Source organism: Mediannikoviicoccus vaginalis (genome assembly GCF_928097925.1).
GTDB classification, from domain to species: Bacteria; Bacillota; Clostridia; order Tissierellales; family Peptoniphilaceae; genus Mediannikoviicoccus; species Mediannikoviicoccus vaginalis.
Window position 1 is genome coordinate 1,554,269 of record NZ_CAKMRI010000001.1, and the last position, 17,777, is coordinate 1,572,045.

A 17,777-nucleotide genomic window follows, 5' to 3' on the forward strand; every position below is an offset into this window, starting at 1 on the left:
ACAGAGACAAAAGCAAGAAAATGGAAAAGTAAAAATATTTCCGGTCAAGCGACAAAGGGCATAAGGCGAATGCCTTGGCACTAGGAGGCGAAGAAGGACGTGACAAGCAACGAAAGCGACGGTTAGGAGCAAATATCCAGCGAGCCGTCGGTATCCGAATGGGGAAACCCACTTAGACAAACTCTAAGTATCTGTAGCCCAACCAATTAAGCTACAGAAGCGAACCGGGCGAACTGAAACATCTAAGTAGCCCGAGGAAGAGAAAGAAAACTCGATTCCCCCAGTAGCGGCGAGCGAAGAGGGAAGAGCCCAACTTAAGGAAAAGATAGGAAGAAGTTAGAAGAATCAGCTGGAAAGCCGAGCCAAAGAGAGTGACAGCCTCGTAATCAAAAACAGACACCTACACCTTAGAAAGAGTACCACGGAACACGAGAAATTCCGTGGGAATACGGGAGGACCACCTCCCAAGGCTAAATACTACCTAGTGACCGATAGCGAATAGTACCGTGAGGGAAAGGTGAAAAGAACCCCGGGAGGGGAGTGAAATAGAACCTGAAACCTTATGCCTACAAGCAGACAAAGTCGAGCACTCAACTTTGCAAAGATTTGGAGGAGCTAAAATGTTTTACGTATACGTACTAACCATGAATAATGGAGAAATTTATATAGGATTTTCAACAAATCTTAAAAATAGAATCAAACAGCATTACGAAAACAAAGTGATATCCACAAAAAACAGAGAACCAAAATTAGTTTACTACGAAGCATATACGTCAAAAAAAGATGCAATGGAAAGAGAAAAGAAACTAAAGCAAAGAGGAAATGCTAAAAGATGGTTAAAAGAAAGAATATCCAATAGCTTAAACCAAGCAACAAATAAAGAATAAGATTTGTGTGCAAAGTTGAGTGCTTGATGATGTCGTACTTTTTGTAGAACGGGCCAGCGAGTTACGATATGCAGCAAGATTAAAGATTTAAGATCTGAAGTCGTAGAGAAATCGAGTCTTAATAGGGCGTAAGTTGCATGTTGTAGACCCGAAACCAGGTGATCTATCCATGTGCAGAGTGAAGTAGAGGTAAAACTCTATGGAGGCTCGAACCGGGTAACGTTTAAAAGTTATCGGATGACATGTGGATAGGGGTGAAAAGCCAAACGAACTTGGAGATAGCTGGTTCTCCTCGAAATAGCTTTAGGGCTAGCCTTATCGTAGTAATTGAAGGGGGTAGAGCACTGAATAGTCTAGGGGCATATAATGTTACCGAAACTTATCAAACTCCAAATACCATCAAATTAGCGATAGGAGTCAGACTATGAGGGATAAGCTTCATAGTCGAAAGGGAAAGAGCCCAGACCACCAGCTAAGGTCCCAAAATATAGATTAAGTGGAAAAGGATGTAACACTACTCGGACAACCAGGATGTTGGCTTAGAAGCAGCCATACATTTAAAGAGTGCGTAATAGCTCACTGGTCAAGTGGTGATGCGCCGAAAATAAACGGGGCTAAAATCTAATACCGAAGCTGTGGATGCGCATAAGCGCGTGGTAGAGGAGCATTGTGTAAGGAGCGAAGACAAGCTGCAAGGCGAATTGGACCAAACACAAGAGAGAATGCTGGCATGAGTAGCGAGAAGGTGAGTGAGAATCTCACCCGTCGAAAGCCAAAGGGTTCCTGGGGAAGGCTCGTCCACCCAGGGTAAGTCGGGACCTAAGCCCAGGCCGAAAGGCGTAAGCGATGGACAACAGGTAGAAATTCCTGTACTATCTCAAGCGTTAAGAGAGAAGTGTTGACGCAGGAGGATATGTGAAGCGTGCGAACGGTAGAGCACGTTCAAGTAAGTAGGAGGTAGAAGTAGGCAAATCCGCTTCTACAAAACTTCGAGATACGATGAGGAGCGAAAAACAAGTAGTGAAGTCACAGATTCCACACTGCCAAGAAAAGGCACTATCCAGCAAAGAGATACCCGTACCGTAAACCGACACAGGTAGGCGAGGAGAGAATCCTAAGACGCGCGGAAGAACCTTTGTTAAGGAATTCGGCAAAATGACCCCGTAACTTCGGGAGAAGGGGTACCGAGAATTGTATATGTTAAACACAAAAAGCAAAACTTGGTCGCAGAGAATAGGCCCAAGCGACTGTTTACCAAAAACACAAGTATCTGCTAAATCGAAAGATGAAGTATAGGTGCTGACACCTGCCCGGTGCTGGAAGGTTAAGGGGAAGACTTAGCGCAAGCGAAGGTTAGAACTTAAGCCCCAGTAAACGGCGGCCGTAACTATAACGGTCCTAAGGTAGCGAAATTCCTTGTCGGGTAAGTTCCGACCCGCACGAAAGGTGTAACGATTTGGGCACTGTCTCAACAAAGGATCCGGTGAAATTGTAGTAGTCGTGAAGATGCGACTTACCCACGGTAGGACGGAAAGACCCCGTGGAGCTTTACTGCAAGCTGACATTGGATTTTGGTATTGAATGTACAGAATAGGTGGGAGACTGAGAAGTTAGGTCACAAGACTTAATGGAGTCCCAAGTGGGATACCACCCTTTCAATGCTAAAGTTCTAACTTGGCACCTTGAAACAGGTGTGAGGACACTGTCAGTTGGGCAGTTTGACTGGGGCGGTCGCCTCCTAAAGAGTAACGGAGGCGTTCAAAGGTTTCCTCAGAATGGTTGGAAATCATTCAAAGAGTGCAAAGGCAAAAGGAAGCTTAACTGCGACACCGACAAGTGGAGCAGATACGAAAGTAGGACTTAGTGATCCGGTGGTACCGAGTGGAAGGGCCATCGCTCAACGGATAAAAGCTACCCCGGGGATAACAGGCTTATCTCCCCCAAGAGTTCACATCGACGGGGAGGTTTGGCACCTCGATGTCGGCTCGTCTCATCCTGGAGCTGGAGAAGGTTCCAAGGGTTGGGCTGTTCGCCCATTAAAGAGGCACGCGAGCTGGGTTCAGAACGTCGTGAGACAGTTCGGTCCCTATCCACCGTGGGCGTAAGAAATTTGAGAGGAGCTGCTCCTAGTACGAGAGGACCGGAGTGGACAGACCGCTGGTGTATGAGTTGTACCGCCAGGTGCACAGCTCAGTAGCTACGTCTGGAATGAATAAGCGCTGAAGGCATCTAAGCACGAAGTCAACCTCAAGATGAGATTTCTTTGTAGAAATACGAGAGAAACCAGGAAGAAAATCTGGTAGATAGGTCAGAGGTGTAAGAGTAGTAATACTTTAAGCTAACTGATACTAATATATCGAAAGCTTGACCGGGAATATTGTTACTTTTCAAAAGTTGCAAAAAATGGGCGAAGATAGCGGAAGGGATACACCTGTTCCCATCTCGAACACAGAAGTTAAGTCTTCTAGCGCCGATGGTACTATGGGGGAGAGCCCATGGGAGAGTAGGTATTCGCCCGTCTATAATCCTAGGTAGCTCAATGGTGGAGCACCCGGCTGTTAACCGGTAGGTTGTGGGTTCGAGTCCCACCCTGGGAGCCAACCATGCCGGAGTGGCGGAACTGGCAGACGCACAGGACTTAAAATCCTGCGATCCTTAAAAGATCGTACCGGTTCGATTCCGGTCTCCGGCACCAAGGCAATATGACGCGGGATGGAGCAGTTCGGTAGCTCGTCGGGCTCATAACCCGAAGGTCGTAGGTTCAAATCCTGCTCCCGCAACCAAAAATTCAATAAAGTATTAATAGTATATGGCCTTGTAGTTCAGCAGACTGTTTCAGCCAATCGGCTACGCCTCTTGGGAAACAGGTTGCATCAGTCCTACTAAAGCTCACTACGTTCGCTAAGTTAGGTCTAGAAGTTGGTTCCCAACATCTAATCCAAACAGCTTACAATTCAATAATGTTTAATAAAGTATAGATATATGGCCTTGTAGTTCAGTTGGTTAGAATGCCAGCCTGTCACGCTGGAGGTCGTCGGTTCGAGCCCGATCAAGGTCGCCAAAATACTTTATTAAAATAAGACAGATAGGGCAAGCGTGCCAGGCGAGCCTTTACAGACTGTTTCAACCAATCGGCTACCGCCTCTTGGGAAACAGGTTGTATGTGACCTACTAAAGCTCACAAAGTTCGCAAAGTTAGGTCAAAAACGCTTAAGGTCGTCGGTTCGAACCCGATCAAGGTCGCCAATTACTTTATTAAAATAAGACAGATAGCGCAAGCGTGCCAGGCGAGCCTTTACAGACTGTTTCAGGGGGTCGGCTATCGCCTCTTGGGAAACAGGTTGTATGTGACCTACTAAAGCTCACAAAGTTCGCAAAGTTAGGTCAAAAACGCTTAAGGTCGTCGGTTCGAGCCCGATCAAGGTCGCCATTTTATTTTTTTTTGAAATAGATTAAGCTAAATATTAAAAAAATACTATTATTTTGTTAAATTTTATGCTATAATCTAATAGTAACTTTTAGGTTGGTGTAGGAGTACCCTAACTAAATAAATATGCTGATGTAGCTCAATTGGTAGAGCAACTGACTTGTAATCAGTAGGTTGGGGGTTCAAGTCCTCTCATCAGCTCCATGTGGCGGAGTAGCTCAGGTGGCTAGAGCATGCGGTTCATACCCGCAGTGTCAGCGGTTCAAATCCGTTCTCCGCTACCAAATCAAATTGGAAAGTTTGAAGTGATATCGCTTCAACTTTCTAATTTATATGGCCCTATGGTCTGTGGTTCTTGATCCTAACCCAAATCACGAAGTGATTTGTAGGTAGGTCAAATGTCGCGAAATAGAAATCTTTGATTTCGTTATGAAGCGACTAAGACATTTGCAGCGAAGCTGCAATCTTAGAAATACGAATTTATATAATATAATAAACTGTAATAATATGGCCCTATGGTCAGCAGACTGTTTCTACCAATCGGCTTCGTCTCTTGGGAAACAGGTTGCATCAGACCTACTAAAGCTCACTATGTTCGCTAAGTTAGGTCTAGAAAGCGGTAACCGCTATAAAAAACAAAATCTGACAAATCAATAAACATAAATTATGTATATATTTTATGGCCCTATGGTCAAGCGGTTAAGACATCGCCCTTTCACGGCGGTATCCCGGGTTCGAATCCCGGTAGGGTCACCATACAATATGGGCGGTTAGCTCAGCTGGGAGAGCATCTGCCTTACAAGCAGGGGGTCACAGGTTCGAGCCCTGTACCGCCCACCATATTGATTGTACAAATAAAATATGCGGAAGTGGCTCAGTGGTAGAGCATCGCCTTGCCAAGGCGAGGGTCGCGAGTTCGAGTCTCGTCTTCCGCTCCATTAAGACTCAGAATATTTCTGAGTTTTACTTATATGCGTCATTAGCTCAGCTGGATAGAGCGTTCGGCTACGGACCGAAAGGCCAGGGGTTCGAATCCTCTATGACGCGCCATAATGGGAATGAAGTTCTCCCTTGTTAATCTAAACCGCAATTTTGCTGATGACTTCTGCTTAGCGCAGGAGTTGTCGGCTTTTTTTATTGCGAATAATCATGGAGGAAATATGATTTTATCTTTATCACTTGCTCTAATTATGAGCCTTATTGCTGGAAGTATTTGTGAAAAAATAAAACTTCCAAAAAATGTTGGAATGATACTTACGGGAATTCTCTTAGGCCCCTTTGTATTGAATTTATTTGATGAAAAACTTTTAAGTATTTCAGGTGAATTAAGAAAGATTGCACTAATAGTTATACTTTTAAAAGCTGGACTTGCCCTAGATTTAAAGGACTTAATTAAAGTTGGTAGGCCCGCCATACTACTTTCCTTTTTGCCTGCAACTTTTGAGATTATAGGCTATAGTATCTTTGCAAAGTTTATATTTGATATACCACTAGTTGAAGCGGCTCTTATGGGTACAGTGCTTTCTGCGGTGTCTCCTGCAGTTGTAGTTCCTAGAATGGTAAATCTAATTGAAAATAAAATTGGTACTGAAAAAGCAATTCCTCAGATGATACTTGCTGGGGCATCCATGGACGATATTTTTGTAATAGTTTTATTTTCCACATTCTTAGGTCTTGCACAAAATAATTCTTTTAACTACATGGAGCTTTTAAAAATTCCCGTTTCAATAATCATGGGAATAGTCGTTGGAGTTATTTTTGGAATTGTACTTTGCAATATTTTTGAGTATAAATTTAAAAATTCCAATTATATTAGAAACACAACTAAAGTAATAATAATTCTTGCCACATCTTTCTTTTTAGTTTCCTTGGAAGATATTGTTAAAGATTACATTGCCATATCAGGTTTACTGGCGGTTTTAAGCATGGCCATTACAATTAGAATAAAAAGTCCCGACATTGTAGTAGGTAGGCTTTCTGAAAAGTTTGGAAAGATATGGATTGGGGCAGAGTTAATTTTATTTGTACTAGTTGGTGCAGCTGTGGATATTAGATTTACTTTTAACTCTGGCATTGGAGTTGTTATAGTTATTGCCATAGCCTTGGTGTTTAGAACCCTTGGTGTAATTCTATCCACTGCAAACACAGGACTTACACTACAGGAGAGAATATTTTGTACCTACTCATATCTACCTAAGGCAACTGTTCAAGCGGCCATTGGAACAGTTCCACTTTCCATGGGAATTAATTCGGGAGATATAATTCTTTCTGTTGCAGTTGTAGGAATACTTTTAACAGCGCCTATTGGAGCATTTTTAATCGATAGAACTGCAATGAAAGTGTTGGAACAAAGTTAATAAATAAAACCCGGTGGGAGATTCCCGCCGGGTTAATTTTATTTTCTTATTATTTTAACTTTGATACAGATCCATTACCACCAACAACTGAGATATTTTCAATATCTTTTCCTCTAACAAATGTGTTTACAGAGTCTTTGCTATTGTTCTTGTTGGTTAGAATAATATTAGCATCTTCTTTTTGAAGCATTCCAGCAGATACTAAAGCATCTGGATAAACCTCTCCTGAAACTAAGATTATATTCTTAGAATCGCTGTTAAATGTTTTTCCAACATTTAATGAAGTTTCATATCTGTCCTTGCCAGAAGTTCTATCGACTTTAGCTATTTTACCTGCTTCTTTTTCAGTTTCCGCAGTAACAGAGTCTTTACCACCGATTATGTGGATATTTTCAATTTTAGCATCTTTTAATGTCTTTTCAGTTAAATCGTCAATTCCCTTTGTAGAAGCGTATAGTATTGGAGCGTCTTTCTTGAATGAAGCAACACCAGCAGATAGAGCATCTGCAAATCCATTTCCATCTACAAGAACGGCGTTTTTAGATTTTGTTTCTCCAAGAACATACTTTGCAACTTCAGCAGCGGTTTCAAATCTAGTCTTACCTGAAAGTCTGTTTACAGAGTAGCCTTTCAATTGTTCTTCAGCTTTTTTAGATACTGATGAATCTCCACCAAGAATAAATATGTTCTTAGCACCTAGTCTATTAAGTTCAGCAAGTACTTCTTGTGATATTTCGGAAGCCTTAGTCAATAGTACAGGAGCATCTTTCAAATCTGATATAGATGCAGCTACAAGTGAGTCAGCAAAAACTTCACCGCTTGCAATTACAACATTTTCAGCTTTATCATAGTGGTTTCTTGAAACATCAAGTGCAGTTTCATATCTGTCCTTGCCATAGTAGTAACTAGTTGGTGCAAAACCCTTAGCGTTAGTATCAACTTCTTTTTCAATTACAAATGAGTCTACAAGTTTTAGCTCTCTGTCTTCATTTAAGTCTCCACTGATTTGATATAATTCAGTAGTTAATTTTCCTTCGCTTACAATGTATCTTGCAAAGTTTTGAACCTTAGAGTCTCTGTTATTGCTATGGGAGTTTTCGAATTCCTTAGGTTGGGATGGTTGTCCACCATAAGCAAAGAGATTATTGTATTCATCAAGGGTTTCTTGAGTTAACCAGTTTAATTTTTTTCTAACCTTCTTAACATGATCAAGACCCTTGTCATAGATTGCATCATAGGCCTTAGTACCACCAGTGTTTGGAAGAACGAAAGTAGTTCCAGTAGGTGACTTCAAATAGTCTACATTATCAACCTTTTGAGCTTCTTCAGCCACATAGGCATTGAATACGGATTTTGATTTTGGAGCGTATTTCAAAGACTTAGTTCTTGAAATAACATGGTCATGGCCTTGAAGAGCAATATCTACATCAAATTCGTCAATTATCTTCATAAACTCATCTTTAACATTTTGTACGTCTGCATCTTGTAGAGAGTGATAAGACTTAGAGAAGATTGGTTTGTGATATTGTAACACAACCCATTGAGCGCCATTTGCCCTTGCAGCTTTAATATCTGCTTTTATCCAAGCTTGTTGTTCATCTCCAATAGATTTGTTTTCTTTGTTCTTGTAGTCATTTGTATTTAGCACAACGAAGTGAACTCCGTTATAATCATAGGAATAATAAGTTCCACCATCATCTTTTCCATCGGAAGGAACGTTGAAGTGATCAGTATATTTATGAACAAATCTCTCGTCATAGGAAAGACCATACTCATCGTGGTTACCAGAGTTTCCAGCAATTGTAGTCTTCAAGAAAGATTTTTCAGATTGACCCATTAAATCCACCCATTCATCTTCCACTTCAGAAGTTTCCACAAAGTCTCCAGTATGGATTACAAAATTTGTGTTAGGGAACTTTGTAAGAGCTTTGTCAATAGTATCTGCCGCATATGCCGCTTCATCTATAATATTTTCATTCCAGTAAGCGTTTTGAGTATCAGTGTATTGAATGAACTCAAAACCTTCTTGCTTTACAGAAGAAGTTTTAAAAGTACCAACATTTGACTTTCCACCCTTTTCAGAACCGACTTGGTAGAAGTAGGTAGTGCCAGGTTTTAAGCCCTTAACAGTAGATTTATAAGAAAATTCCTTAACGCTTTGAACCTTAACATCATACTCTTCTTTTTCGCTAAGTTCGTCAGATGCGTTCCATCCTTCAGCTCTGTCCTTGTCTGTGAAATATCTTGTCACCATTTTCTTTTCAGTGTCGTAAACACTATAGATGATATAACCTTCTTCGTCCTTTTCTAAGTAGTGAGAGTCCTTTTCGGAAAAGTTTGCCTTAAAAGCCTTTGCGTTAGACATGTCTTCACTTTCAGAAACCCAAACATAAGAATCAAATTTGTCGGTAGTGTACCAGTTGAAACCCATTGAAGTTCTAGTATCATCAACAAAAGTTGCCACAATTCTATTTGGTTTATTTTTAACTTCAACTTTTCCAACCTTTGGTTTTACAGCTTCTACTGAAGTCTTAGTATCAGCGGATAACATTGCAGGGGAATCCTGTCTATGAATCAGTGCGTCAACATGAGCCTTTTCTTTTTCGATTTCTGTAACTTCAGCAGCAAAGGAAACAAAAGGTGCTGCTACAATTTGACTTGCCAGTAAAACAGACATACCAGCGAATAATATTTTTTTCTTTGACATATAGTCCTCCTCTATTTTTTATCAATATCATATTAGCAGAAAAGGTGTAAAACAAAACAAAATCTATATTAATAAAATGTTAAATAATAATGGATATCAAAATATTTTACGCTGATTTTTTTACATCAAAATATAAAATTCAATATTCTATTAGACATTAAATTAATGTATAATAAAATAAGCCTATAGCATAAGCTATAAATAAAAAGGAGGAAGAAATGGGAGTAAACTTAAGAGGAAGAAGCTTTTTAAAATTATTGGATTACACAACAGAAGAAATTGAATATCTAATGAGTTTATCAGAAAACTTCAAAGACTTAAAACGTGCGGGAACACCACACAAGTACTTAGAAGGAAAGAACATAGTACTTCTATTCGAAAAGACTTCAACAAGAACAAGATGTTCATTTGAAGTAGCAGGATACGACCTAGGAATGGGAGTTACTTATCTAGATCCAGGCAGCTCTCAAATGGGACATAAAGAAAGTATCAAAGATACAGCAAGAGTTCTTGGAAGAATGTATGATGGAATCGAATACAGAGGATTCTCACAAGAATTAGTAGAAGACCTTGCAAAATACTCAGGAGTGCCAGTATGGAACGGACTTACAGATATGTTCCACCCAACACAAATGATTGCAGACTTCTTAACAGTAAAAGAAAACTTTGGACAATTAAAAGGACTTAAATTCGTATACCTTGGAGACGCAAGAAACAACGTAGCAAACTCACTAATGATAGCATCAGCAAAACTCGGAGTAAACTTCGTAGGATGCTGTCCAGACGAATTAAAACCAGAAGAAAGTTTAATAGAAGAAGCTAAGAAAATAGCAAAAGAAAATAGATGTACAATCGAATTTGAATCAGATGTTATGAAGGCGACAAAAGACGCACATGTACTATACACAGACATCTGGGTATCAATGGGAGAACCTGCTGAAATTTGGGAACAAAGAATAAAACAACTTAAAGCTTACCAAGTTAACAAAGAAGTTATGGATAACGCAGACGAAGACGCAATCTTCTTACACTGCTTACCATCATTCCATAACCTAGAAACAACAACAGCAGTAGAAGTAAACGACAAATTCAACATTCCAGAAATGGAAGTAACAGACGAAGTATTTGAATCAGCTAAATCTAAAGTTATGGATCAAGCTGAAAACAGAATGCATACTATAAAAGCAGTTATGTATGCAACATTAAAATAAAACTCAAGCCCGGTTCGCCGGGTTTATTTTTTTATTTAGACGACCTTTTATCAAAGCCACTTATTTGTGATATAATTTTATCTATGATACAAGAGAGGATAGAATGAAATACTGTTTTTTACTTAACTTTACACCTCACCCAAGAATTATAAAAAGAATTGATCTCGTTAGGGATTACTACGATACTTTTGCCATATATTGGGATAAGGGTGAAGACAATTTTGATTTTAAAAATGACATAAAAAAAATAAAAATATCTGTAAAGGCCAATAGAAATAATCCTATTAAGAGAATTATTCCTACTTTTAAATTTTCAAGCCTTGCATATGAAAAGCTAAGGGAAGAAATGCCTGACTTTATTCATCTGCAGAGCTTCGACATGCTTAGGATTGCATACAAGTATAAGAAAAAAGTAAATCCTAATTGTAAGATAATATACGAAGTTCCAGACATTCACAAGTACTTAACCGACGACAAAAAGGTTTTTTTAGAAAGCATTATATCATCCTACATCAAAAGTAGCGAGAAGAAGATGCTCGAAAGTGTGGATATTTTAATCCTTACGTCCATGAAGTTTTGGGAGCACTTTGAAGGCAAGTTCGATAAAAATAATATGATATTTATGCCAAACATTCCAAACCCAGAACTTTTTAAAGACTACGAGGTCCTTAGGGAAGAAAATTCTAATAGGAAGTTTACCATAGGCTACATTGGAGGACTAAGATACCTTGAAGAATTAAAATGTCTCGTATCTGCCATAGAGGACTTGGACATTAGACTATTAATGGCGGGCTTTGAAGATGGAGATTATTTTAAAAGGCTTGCAGAAGAAAAGGACTTTATAGAGTATCATGGTAAGTTTTATTACGATGACGATATTGCAAGACTTTACTCCAATTGTGACATAATCTTTTCTGTATACAATTCGGATATGAAAAATGTAAGGATTGCACTGCCAAATAAGCTCTATGAATCCATTATTGCAAGGCTTCCAATAATTGTTTCCACTAACACCTACTTACAGGAGCTGGTGGAACAGTGGAAGGTTGGTTTTGCAGTAAATCATCTTTCATCAGAGGAGATGAGGGAAGTTGTTATAAGGCTAATGGAAGAAAAGGAGCTTTATAAAGAAATTCAAAGAAATGAAGAAATAGCATGGAAGGAACTAAACCCTGCTAGGAATAACGAAAGATTATTAAATCTCATAAGAGAGAAGGAGAATATATGATAAATGTAATTGGATTGGGATATATAGGACTTCCCACCGCTTTAATGCTAGCGAAGGCGGGCAACAAGGTATATGGAACAGATATAAAAGAATCTACTGTAAAGAAGCTTCAAGAAAGGAAACTTACCTTTGAAGAAAAGGGAATGGACGAGCTATTTAAAGAAGCTTTAGACAAAGACATACATTTTGGCGTTAAGCCTATTGAAACAGATATGTACATTATCACAGCTCCAACACCTTATGATAAATATACAAAGAAACTGGACTGCTCCTATGTTGTAAAGGCTGTAGAGTCTGTTTTAGACTATGCACTGGAAGATTCCATTATAGTTGTGGAATCCACAGTGTCTCCTGGAGCTATCGACAAATATATTAGACCAGTTGTGGAAAGCTACTGTAGCGAAAATAAAAAAACAATTCATCTATGCCATGCACCGGAGAGAATAATTCCTGGAAATATGGTATATGAACTTATAAATAACTCAAGAACCATTGGCGCAGACAACGAAAAGGTAGCAAAAAAAGTTAGTGATGTGTATAAGACATTTTGTAAGGGAGAGATAAACTTTACAAATATTCCAACTGCGGAGATGACAAAGGTAATAGAAAACACCTTTAGAGACGTGAACATCGCCTTTGCTAACGAGCTTGCGAAAATTTGCAAACAAGGTGGCCTTGATGTAAATGAAGTTATAAGGATTGCAAACAAACATCCAAGGGTAAACATTTTAAAACCAGGTCCTGGAATTGGTGGTCACTGTATTCCTGTGGATCCATGGTTCTTAGTGGGAGACTACCCACTAACAACAGAACTAATCTACAAAGCAAGACAGATTAACGACTCTATGCCAAACTTTGTATTAAACGAAGTTTACGAAATAATGCAAAAAGAGGGCATAAAAGATTCTTCAAGAGTTGGACTATATGGACTTACTTACAAAGAAAACATAGACGACATAAGGGAGTCACCAACACTACAGATTTTGGAACTACAAAAAAGACATCTTGGAAATCCACTAAAAACCTACGATCCATGGGTTAAGGAAAAGATTACAGAAAATCAAGTCTTTGACATCCATGAGTTTTTAGACTCCGTTGACATGGTGGTAGTATTAGTTGCCCATGATGAAATTGTAAAACACCAAGAACTTTTAAAAGATAAAGTTGTGTATGACACTAGAAATGTAATAGAAGGGGATAAAGTTTACAGACTGTGATTATATGAAGAAAATAATGGTAGTATTTGGCACAAGACCAGAGGCCATAAAGATGTGCCCCCTGGTGCTTGAACTAAAAAAGAGAAAAAAATTTGAAACTGTAGTTGCGCTTACGGGACAGCATAACGAAATGTTAAGCCAGGTTATGGAAGTTTTTAATATAAAAGAGGACTACAACCTTAAGGTCATGAAAAAAAACCAAAGCCTTACAGATATTACGGTAAATATAATGAAGGGCATGGAGGACATCTTAAAAAAAGAAAAACCAGACCTAGTACTTGTTCATGGAGACACTTCCACGAGCTTTGTAGTTGCCCTAACTTCCTTTTATAACCATATTCCCGTGGGACATGTGGAAGCGGGCCTTAGAACATATAATAAATATAGCCCATATCCAGAGGAGTTCAACAGACAGTCCATTTCGTCACTTTCAGATTTACACTTTGCACCAACACAAAAGGCGAAGGAAAATCTTATTAATGAACAAAAGGACCCAAAGAGTATATTTGTAACGGGAAATACCGTTATTGACGCTTTAAAAACTACCATAAAAGATGATTATTACAACAGTGAGCTAGACTTTGCAAAGGGTAAGAAGCTAATACTTTTAACTATGCATAGAAGAGAGAACTTGGGAGAAAAAATGATGTCTTCATTTAAAGCCATAAAGAGAGTGGTGGATGAAAATGAAGACATCGCCGTACTATATCCCATACATCTAAATCCAAAAGTAAGACAGATTGCAAGAGAAGTCTTTAAAGACAACGAAAATATAAAACTTATTGAGCCAGTGGACGTGTTCGACTTTCATAATATTATGAAAAACTCGTACTTAATTTTAACCGACAGCGGTGGTATTCAAGAAGAGGCGCCGGCAATTGGAAAACCAGTTCTAGTTCTAAGAGACACCACGGAAAGACCCGAGGGAATCAAGGCAGGCACGTTAAAACTAATTGGTACAGAAGAAGACAAAGTGTACAAAGAGCTAACGCATATCCTTTCAGATAAAGAAGAGTATGAAAAGATGACAAAGGCACAAAATCCATATGGAGATGGGAGAGCAAGCATTTATATAACAGACATAATAGAAGATTATTTTAAGTAGAGTATCCTTATATAAGGTTAGATAGGAAGATTTAATGATAAAAGAAAAGAAAATTTATTATAGACACGCATTTGAAATGGCCTGGCCATCGGTGTTGGAAAGTTTTTTCATAGCCATGGCGGGGCTAATAGACACCTACATGGTGTCTTCCCTGGGAAGCTTTGCAGTTGCAGCAGTTGGACTGACAAACCAACCAAAGTTTATTGGCTTTACAATATTCTTTGCAATAAACGTTGCAGTTTCTGCCCTAGTTGCAAGGCGTAAGGGCGAAAGGGACAAGTATAGGGCAAACGAAGCCCTACTTACGGCCTTTTTAATTACCATGATATGTGTAGTGTTTATAACAATAATAATGGTGAAATTTGCATCACCATTACTAAAATTTTCAGGAAGTAACAAGGACACCCACGCCCCAGCAATGATGTATTTTAGAATAATCATGGGGGGAATGGTATTTTCAACCATAAGCATGGTTATTAACGCCGCACAAAGGGGAAGTGGAAACACCCAAATTGCATTTACTACAAACCTTGTATCAAGCGTTGTAAATATAATATTTAACTACCTTCTAATAGGAGGGAATTTAGGATTTCCAAAACTAGGTATCGCAGGTGCAGCAATAGCAACGGTGCTTGGAACTGTGGTTGCAACAATAATGAGTATAAGATCTCTATTTAAGAGAGATTCATTTGTACAAATTAGGTACATGATAAAAGAAAAGATAAAACCGGGAGTAGAAACTGCTATAAGTATTGCAAAACTTGGAGTAAACCTACTGGCAGAAAACCTTGCAGTTAGAGTGGGTTTTATGACTACGGCGATGATGGCGGCAAAACTTGGCACCGACGCCTTTGCATCCCATAACGTAGGAATGAGTTTACTAAGCCTTGGCTTTGCATTTGCGGACGGAATGCAAGTGGCAGCAGTTGCACTTACAGGTTCTGCCCTAGGTGCTGGTAAAAAAGAAGAGGCAAAAAACTATGGAAAGACCTGTCAGACAATTGGACTTGCTATATCCATAGTACTTTCCATAATACTCTTCGTATTTGGAGAATCCATCTTTAGACTTTACTTTAAAGAAGAACATATTATAAAAATGGGAGTAATGATATCAGAGTTTTTAATGATAATAATACTTCTTCAAATTTCCCAAATAATATACGGTGGCTGTTTAAGAGCCGCAGGAGATGTAAAGTACACATTATTTGCATCAATAATATCCGTAACCATAATAAGAACCTTCGCAACCTACTTTTTAGTAGTTGTAATGGACCTTGGACTAAAGGGAATATGGCTTGGAATACTTTCAGACCAATTTACAAGATACATCCTAATGTCCTTTAGATTTAGAAGAGGCAAGTGGGTGGATATAAAAATATAGGAGGACCTATGTATATAGATTTACACTGTGACACGGTTTTAAAATATATAGAAAAGGGAGACCCAGAAGAGATATACCAGGGAAAAAAGTCACATCTTGGACTAAAAGAGCTACATGACCTAGAAGTAAAGGCGCAGTTTATGGCGATTTTTCTTCCAAGCGAAGAAGAATTTGAAAAAGTAAAACTTAAAGGCATATCCGACTGGGACTATGTGGAAAAATGTTTAGACTTCTACAAGCACATTGAAGAGACATACCCTGACAAATTCAAAGTCACAAAAGATTACAACGAATATACAGAAAATAGAAAAAATAATATAGTAAGCCTATTCCCAACTATAGAAGACGGAAGGCTAATTTCAAAAGTAGAAGATGTAAAGACTTTAAGACAAAAGGGCCTCACACTTATAACACTACTTTGGAACAACGAAAACTCTCTAGGTTTTCCACATAAACTAGAAGGCTATGACAATGACTATGGATTAAAAAAATTAGGCATTGAAGTTATTAAAGAGATGGAAGAACAAAAAATAATTATAGACGTGTCCCATCTAAACGAACATGGCATAGAAGATGTTTTAAAAAATACCACAAAACCATTTATGGCAAGCCATTCAAACGCAAGGGCTATTACAGACGTAACTAGAAACCTCTCCGACAAACAACTAAAAGACCTAGGAGAAAGGGGATGCGTGGCAGGCCTTAACCTCTGTCCACGCTTTGCGACAGAAGAAAGGGCGGCAATCTTCAGTGACTACGAAAAACACATTAGACATATGTTAAACCTTGGAGGAGAAGACCTAGTTGCAATAGGAAGCGACTTTGACGGCATAGGCGGCGAGTTTGAAATCAAAAATCCACATAAGATGATTGATTTTTTAAACTACCTTAATATGAATGGGGTGTCTGCTGATGTGGTGGACAAAATAGCCTATAAGAACGTAGAAAGATTTTTCAAAGAATATTACTAATGAAATTTTTTTATATAATCTGGGGAATTAACTTAATTGTTTGGATTATATCTATAACAATGGGTTACTACCTTGAAAACATAAAGACAAATGAAGAAGAATTTAAAAAGTTGGACCAGATGTTTGGGGCTTACCTTAGCAGATTTTCCTTGGCGCTACTGCCCATAATAATCTTGTCCATCTTTTTATCTAGGGGAAAGAGTGATATTGTAGTTGCGATTGTGGGAGCTTTTATTTTGCTTTTACAAATTGCACTGCCATCAATGCTTATACTTTTGTTTTTGAAATCTGATAGTAAAGATGATAGAAAGTCTTGATTTAAATGATGATAGATTTTGAAAAAAAGTTTAAGATAAAATAGGAGAAGCTAATGATAGAACTACAGAATGTATCAAAGACCTATGATTATAAAAAATCCATAGGCTTTCTAAAAAAGGAACATGTAAAAGTTAAAGCGGTGGAAGACATAAGCTTTAAAGTAGATGAAGGAGAAAAGCTGGGATTAATAGGACTTAACGGAGCTGGAAAGTCTACTACAATTAAGATGATGACAGGGATACTTGAAAGAGACTCAGGAAATATATCTATAAATGGTTACGATCCATCAAAGAGAGAAAGAGATTTACTGAATAACATCGGTGTCTCCATGGGACAAAAGTCAACTCTATTCTTTGATATAAGTCCGTTGGACTCCTTTAAATATTACAAGGAAGTTTATAGAGTTTCTGATAGTGACTTTGAAGATAGAATGGAGAAATTTTCAAAAATTTTAAAACTTGAAGAAATATTACATACGCCAGTTCGAAAGTTATCCCTGGGACAAAAGAGAAGATGTGAAATAGTTTCATCCCTTATTCATATGCCAAAAGTATTGTTTTTAGACGAGCCAACCCTTGGCCTTGATGTGGTGACACAGGGAAATATTATGGACTTTCTGGATGAGATTAATAGAGAGTTTAATATAACAATAATCCTAACAACCCACGAGATAAAAAACATAGAGAGATTTTGCAAGAGGATTATCATATTAGAAAAGGGGAAAATTATCTATGATGGTGATCCTAATAAATTTGCTGATAGAAATAATTTTAGAAAAGTCAGAATACCTATAGAAATGATGAAAGAGTTTCCAATTGAGCCAGATAAGATTATTCTAGACAAGGTAGAATATGTTATTGATTTAAACCAACTTGAAAAAATGGATTTGAGCAGATTTAAATTTTCAGAGTATACCATAGAGGAACTATCCTTGGAAGATGTTATATGTATGAAGTATGGTAACTAAT

10 protein-coding genes, 10 tRNA genes and 2 rRNA genes are annotated in these 17,777 nt (G+C 38.3%); 21 read left to right on the forward strand and 1 reads right to left on the reverse strand.

The features are described from left to right. The first annotated feature begins 42 nt into the window (after window positions 1–42). The 13 genes from L6651_RS07290 to L6651_RS07350 all read left to right on the forward strand — a co-directional run bounded on the left by L6651_RS07290 (window position 43) and on the right by L6651_RS07350 (window position 6,671). Window positions 43–3,259, forward strand: a 23S ribosomal RNA gene (locus L6651_RS07290). 31 nt (window positions 3,260–3,290) lie between these two features. Then, window positions 3,291–3,407, forward strand: a 5S ribosomal RNA gene (rrf, locus tag L6651_RS07295). Window positions 3,408–3,412: 5 nt separating this feature from the next. Further along, window positions 3,413–3,487: transfer RNA gene (locus L6651_RS07300), tRNA-Asn, on the forward strand. 5 nt (window positions 3,488–3,492) lie between these two features. Continuing rightward, a tRNA-Leu gene (locus tag L6651_RS07305) sits at window positions 3,493–3,582 on the forward strand. Between the two features lie 11 nt (window positions 3,583–3,593). After that, window positions 3,594–3,670, forward strand: a tRNA-Met gene (locus tag L6651_RS07310). A 201-nt stretch (window positions 3,671–3,871) separates the two neighbouring features. Further along, window positions 3,872–3,948: transfer RNA gene (locus L6651_RS07315), tRNA-Asp, on the forward strand. 494 nt (window positions 3,949–4,442) lie between these two features. Continuing rightward, window positions 4,443–4,518 (forward strand) — tRNA-Thr (locus L6651_RS07320). Window positions 4,519–4,521: 3 nt separating this feature from the next. After that, a tRNA-Met gene (locus L6651_RS07325) sits at window positions 4,522–4,598 on the forward strand. Window positions 4,599–4,995: 397 nt separating this feature from the next. Next, window positions 4,996–5,070: transfer RNA gene (locus L6651_RS07330), tRNA-Glu, on the forward strand. Window positions 5,071–5,078: 8 nt separating this feature from the next. Next, window positions 5,079–5,154, forward strand: a tRNA-Val gene (locus tag L6651_RS07335). A 23-nt stretch (window positions 5,155–5,177) separates the two neighbouring features. Continuing rightward, a tRNA-Gly gene (locus L6651_RS07340) sits at window positions 5,178–5,252 on the forward strand. A 35-nt stretch (window positions 5,253–5,287) separates the two neighbouring features. Beyond that, a tRNA-Arg gene (locus tag L6651_RS07345) sits at window positions 5,288–5,364 on the forward strand. 110 nt (window positions 5,365–5,474) lie between these two features. Beyond that, the gene (locus L6651_RS07350) at window positions 5,475–6,671 is read left to right on the forward strand and encodes a cation:proton antiporter (RefSeq protein ID WP_237037297.1); all 1,197 of its coding nucleotides are present in this window, start codon (window positions 5,475–5,477) and stop codon (window positions 6,669–6,671) included. A 49-nt stretch (window positions 6,672–6,720) separates the two neighbouring features. Here L6651_RS07350 and L6651_RS07355 read toward each other — a convergent pair whose 3' ends face one another. Continuing rightward, entirely contained in the window at window positions 6,721–9,378 is a 2,658-nt protein-coding gene (locus L6651_RS07355) for a cell wall-binding repeat-containing protein (protein WP_237037298.1), read from the reverse strand. A gap of 218 nt (window positions 9,379–9,596) precedes the next feature. On the opposite strand from L6651_RS07355, the gene argF reads away from it, so the two are divergent. The 8 genes from argF (at window position 9,597) to L6651_RS07395 (ending at window position 17,776) form a co-directional block, all read left to right on the forward strand. After that, window positions 9,597–10,589, forward strand: coding sequence for an ornithine carbamoyltransferase (gene argF, locus L6651_RS07360; protein ID WP_237037138.1), 993 nt, complete (start codon window positions 9,597–9,599; stop codon window positions 10,587–10,589). Between the two features lie 103 nt (window positions 10,590–10,692). After that, window positions 10,693–11,817, forward strand: coding sequence for a glycosyltransferase (locus tag L6651_RS07365; protein WP_237037299.1), 1,125 nt, complete (start codon window positions 10,693–10,695; stop codon window positions 11,815–11,817). Then, complete coding sequence (locus L6651_RS07370) at window positions 11,814–13,034, forward strand: nucleotide sugar dehydrogenase (protein WP_237037300.1); 1,221 nt, start codon at window positions 11,814–11,816, stop codon at window positions 13,032–13,034. Before L6651_RS07365 ends, L6651_RS07370 begins: the two co-directional genes overlap by 4 nt. Window positions 13,035–13,038: 4 nt before the next feature. Next, a complete protein-coding gene (gene wecB / locus L6651_RS07375; RefSeq protein WP_237037301.1) occupies window positions 13,039–14,139 on the forward strand; it encodes a non-hydrolyzing UDP-N-acetylglucosamine 2-epimerase in 1,101 nt (366 codons plus the stop codon). Window positions 14,140–14,173: 34 nt separating this feature from the next. After that, window positions 14,174–15,520, forward strand: coding sequence for an MATE family efflux transporter (locus L6651_RS07380; RefSeq protein WP_237037302.1), 1,347 nt, complete (start codon window positions 14,174–14,176; stop codon window positions 15,518–15,520). Between the two features lie 8 nt (window positions 15,521–15,528). Next, the gene (locus L6651_RS07385) at window positions 15,529–16,491 is read left to right on the forward strand and encodes a dipeptidase (RefSeq protein WP_237037303.1); all 963 of its coding nucleotides are present in this window, start codon (window positions 15,529–15,531) and stop codon (window positions 16,489–16,491) included. Next, window positions 16,491–16,808 (forward strand): hypothetical protein, encoded by a 318-nt coding sequence (locus tag L6651_RS07390; protein ID WP_237037304.1) that lies wholly within the window; start codon window positions 16,491–16,493, stop codon window positions 16,806–16,808. Before L6651_RS07385 ends, L6651_RS07390 begins: the two co-directional genes overlap by 1 nt. A gap of 53 nt (window positions 16,809–16,861) precedes the next feature. Continuing rightward, window positions 16,862–17,776, forward strand: a complete 915-nt coding sequence (locus tag L6651_RS07395) for an ABC transporter ATP-binding protein (RefSeq protein ID WP_237037305.1) — start codon at window positions 16,862–16,864, stop codon at window positions 17,774–17,776. Window position 17,777: the final 1 nt, after the last annotated feature.

Excerpts from the sequence above, each read along its gene's own strand:
- L6651_RS07365 (WP_237037299.1), top strand. The coding sequence starts at position 10,693 with ATGAAATACTGTTTTTTACTTAACTTTACACCTCACCCAAGAATTATA.
- L6651_RS07380 (WP_237037302.1), top strand. The coding sequence starts at position 14,174 with ATGATAAAAGAAAAGAAAATTTATTATAGACACGCATTTGAAATGGCC.
- L6651_RS07370 (WP_237037300.1), top strand. The coding sequence starts at position 11,814 with ATGATAAATGTAATTGGATTGGGATATATAGGACTTCCCACCGCTTTA.
- wecB (WP_237037301.1), top strand. The coding sequence starts at position 13,039 with ATGAAGAAAATAATGGTAGTATTTGGCACAAGACCAGAGGCCATAAAG.
- L6651_RS07395 (WP_237037305.1), top strand. The coding sequence starts at position 16,862 with ATGATAGAACTACAGAATGTATCAAAGACCTATGATTATAAAAAATCC.
- L6651_RS07350 (WP_237037297.1), top strand. The coding sequence starts at position 5,475 with ATGATTTTATCTTTATCACTTGCTCTAATTATGAGCCTTATTGCTGGA.
- argF (WP_237037138.1), top strand. The coding sequence starts at position 9,597 with ATGGGAGTAAACTTAAGAGGAAGAAGCTTTTTAAAATTATTGGATTAC.
- L6651_RS07385 (WP_237037303.1), top strand. The coding sequence starts at position 15,529 with ATGTATATAGATTTACACTGTGACACGGTTTTAAAATATATAGAAAAG.
- L6651_RS07355 (WP_237037298.1), bottom strand. The coding sequence starts at position 9,378 with ATGTCAAAGAAAAAAATATTATTCGCTGGTATGTCTGTTTTACTGGCA.
- L6651_RS07390 (WP_237037304.1), top strand. The coding sequence starts at position 16,491 with ATGAAATTTTTTTATATAATCTGGGGAATTAACTTAATTGTTTGGATT.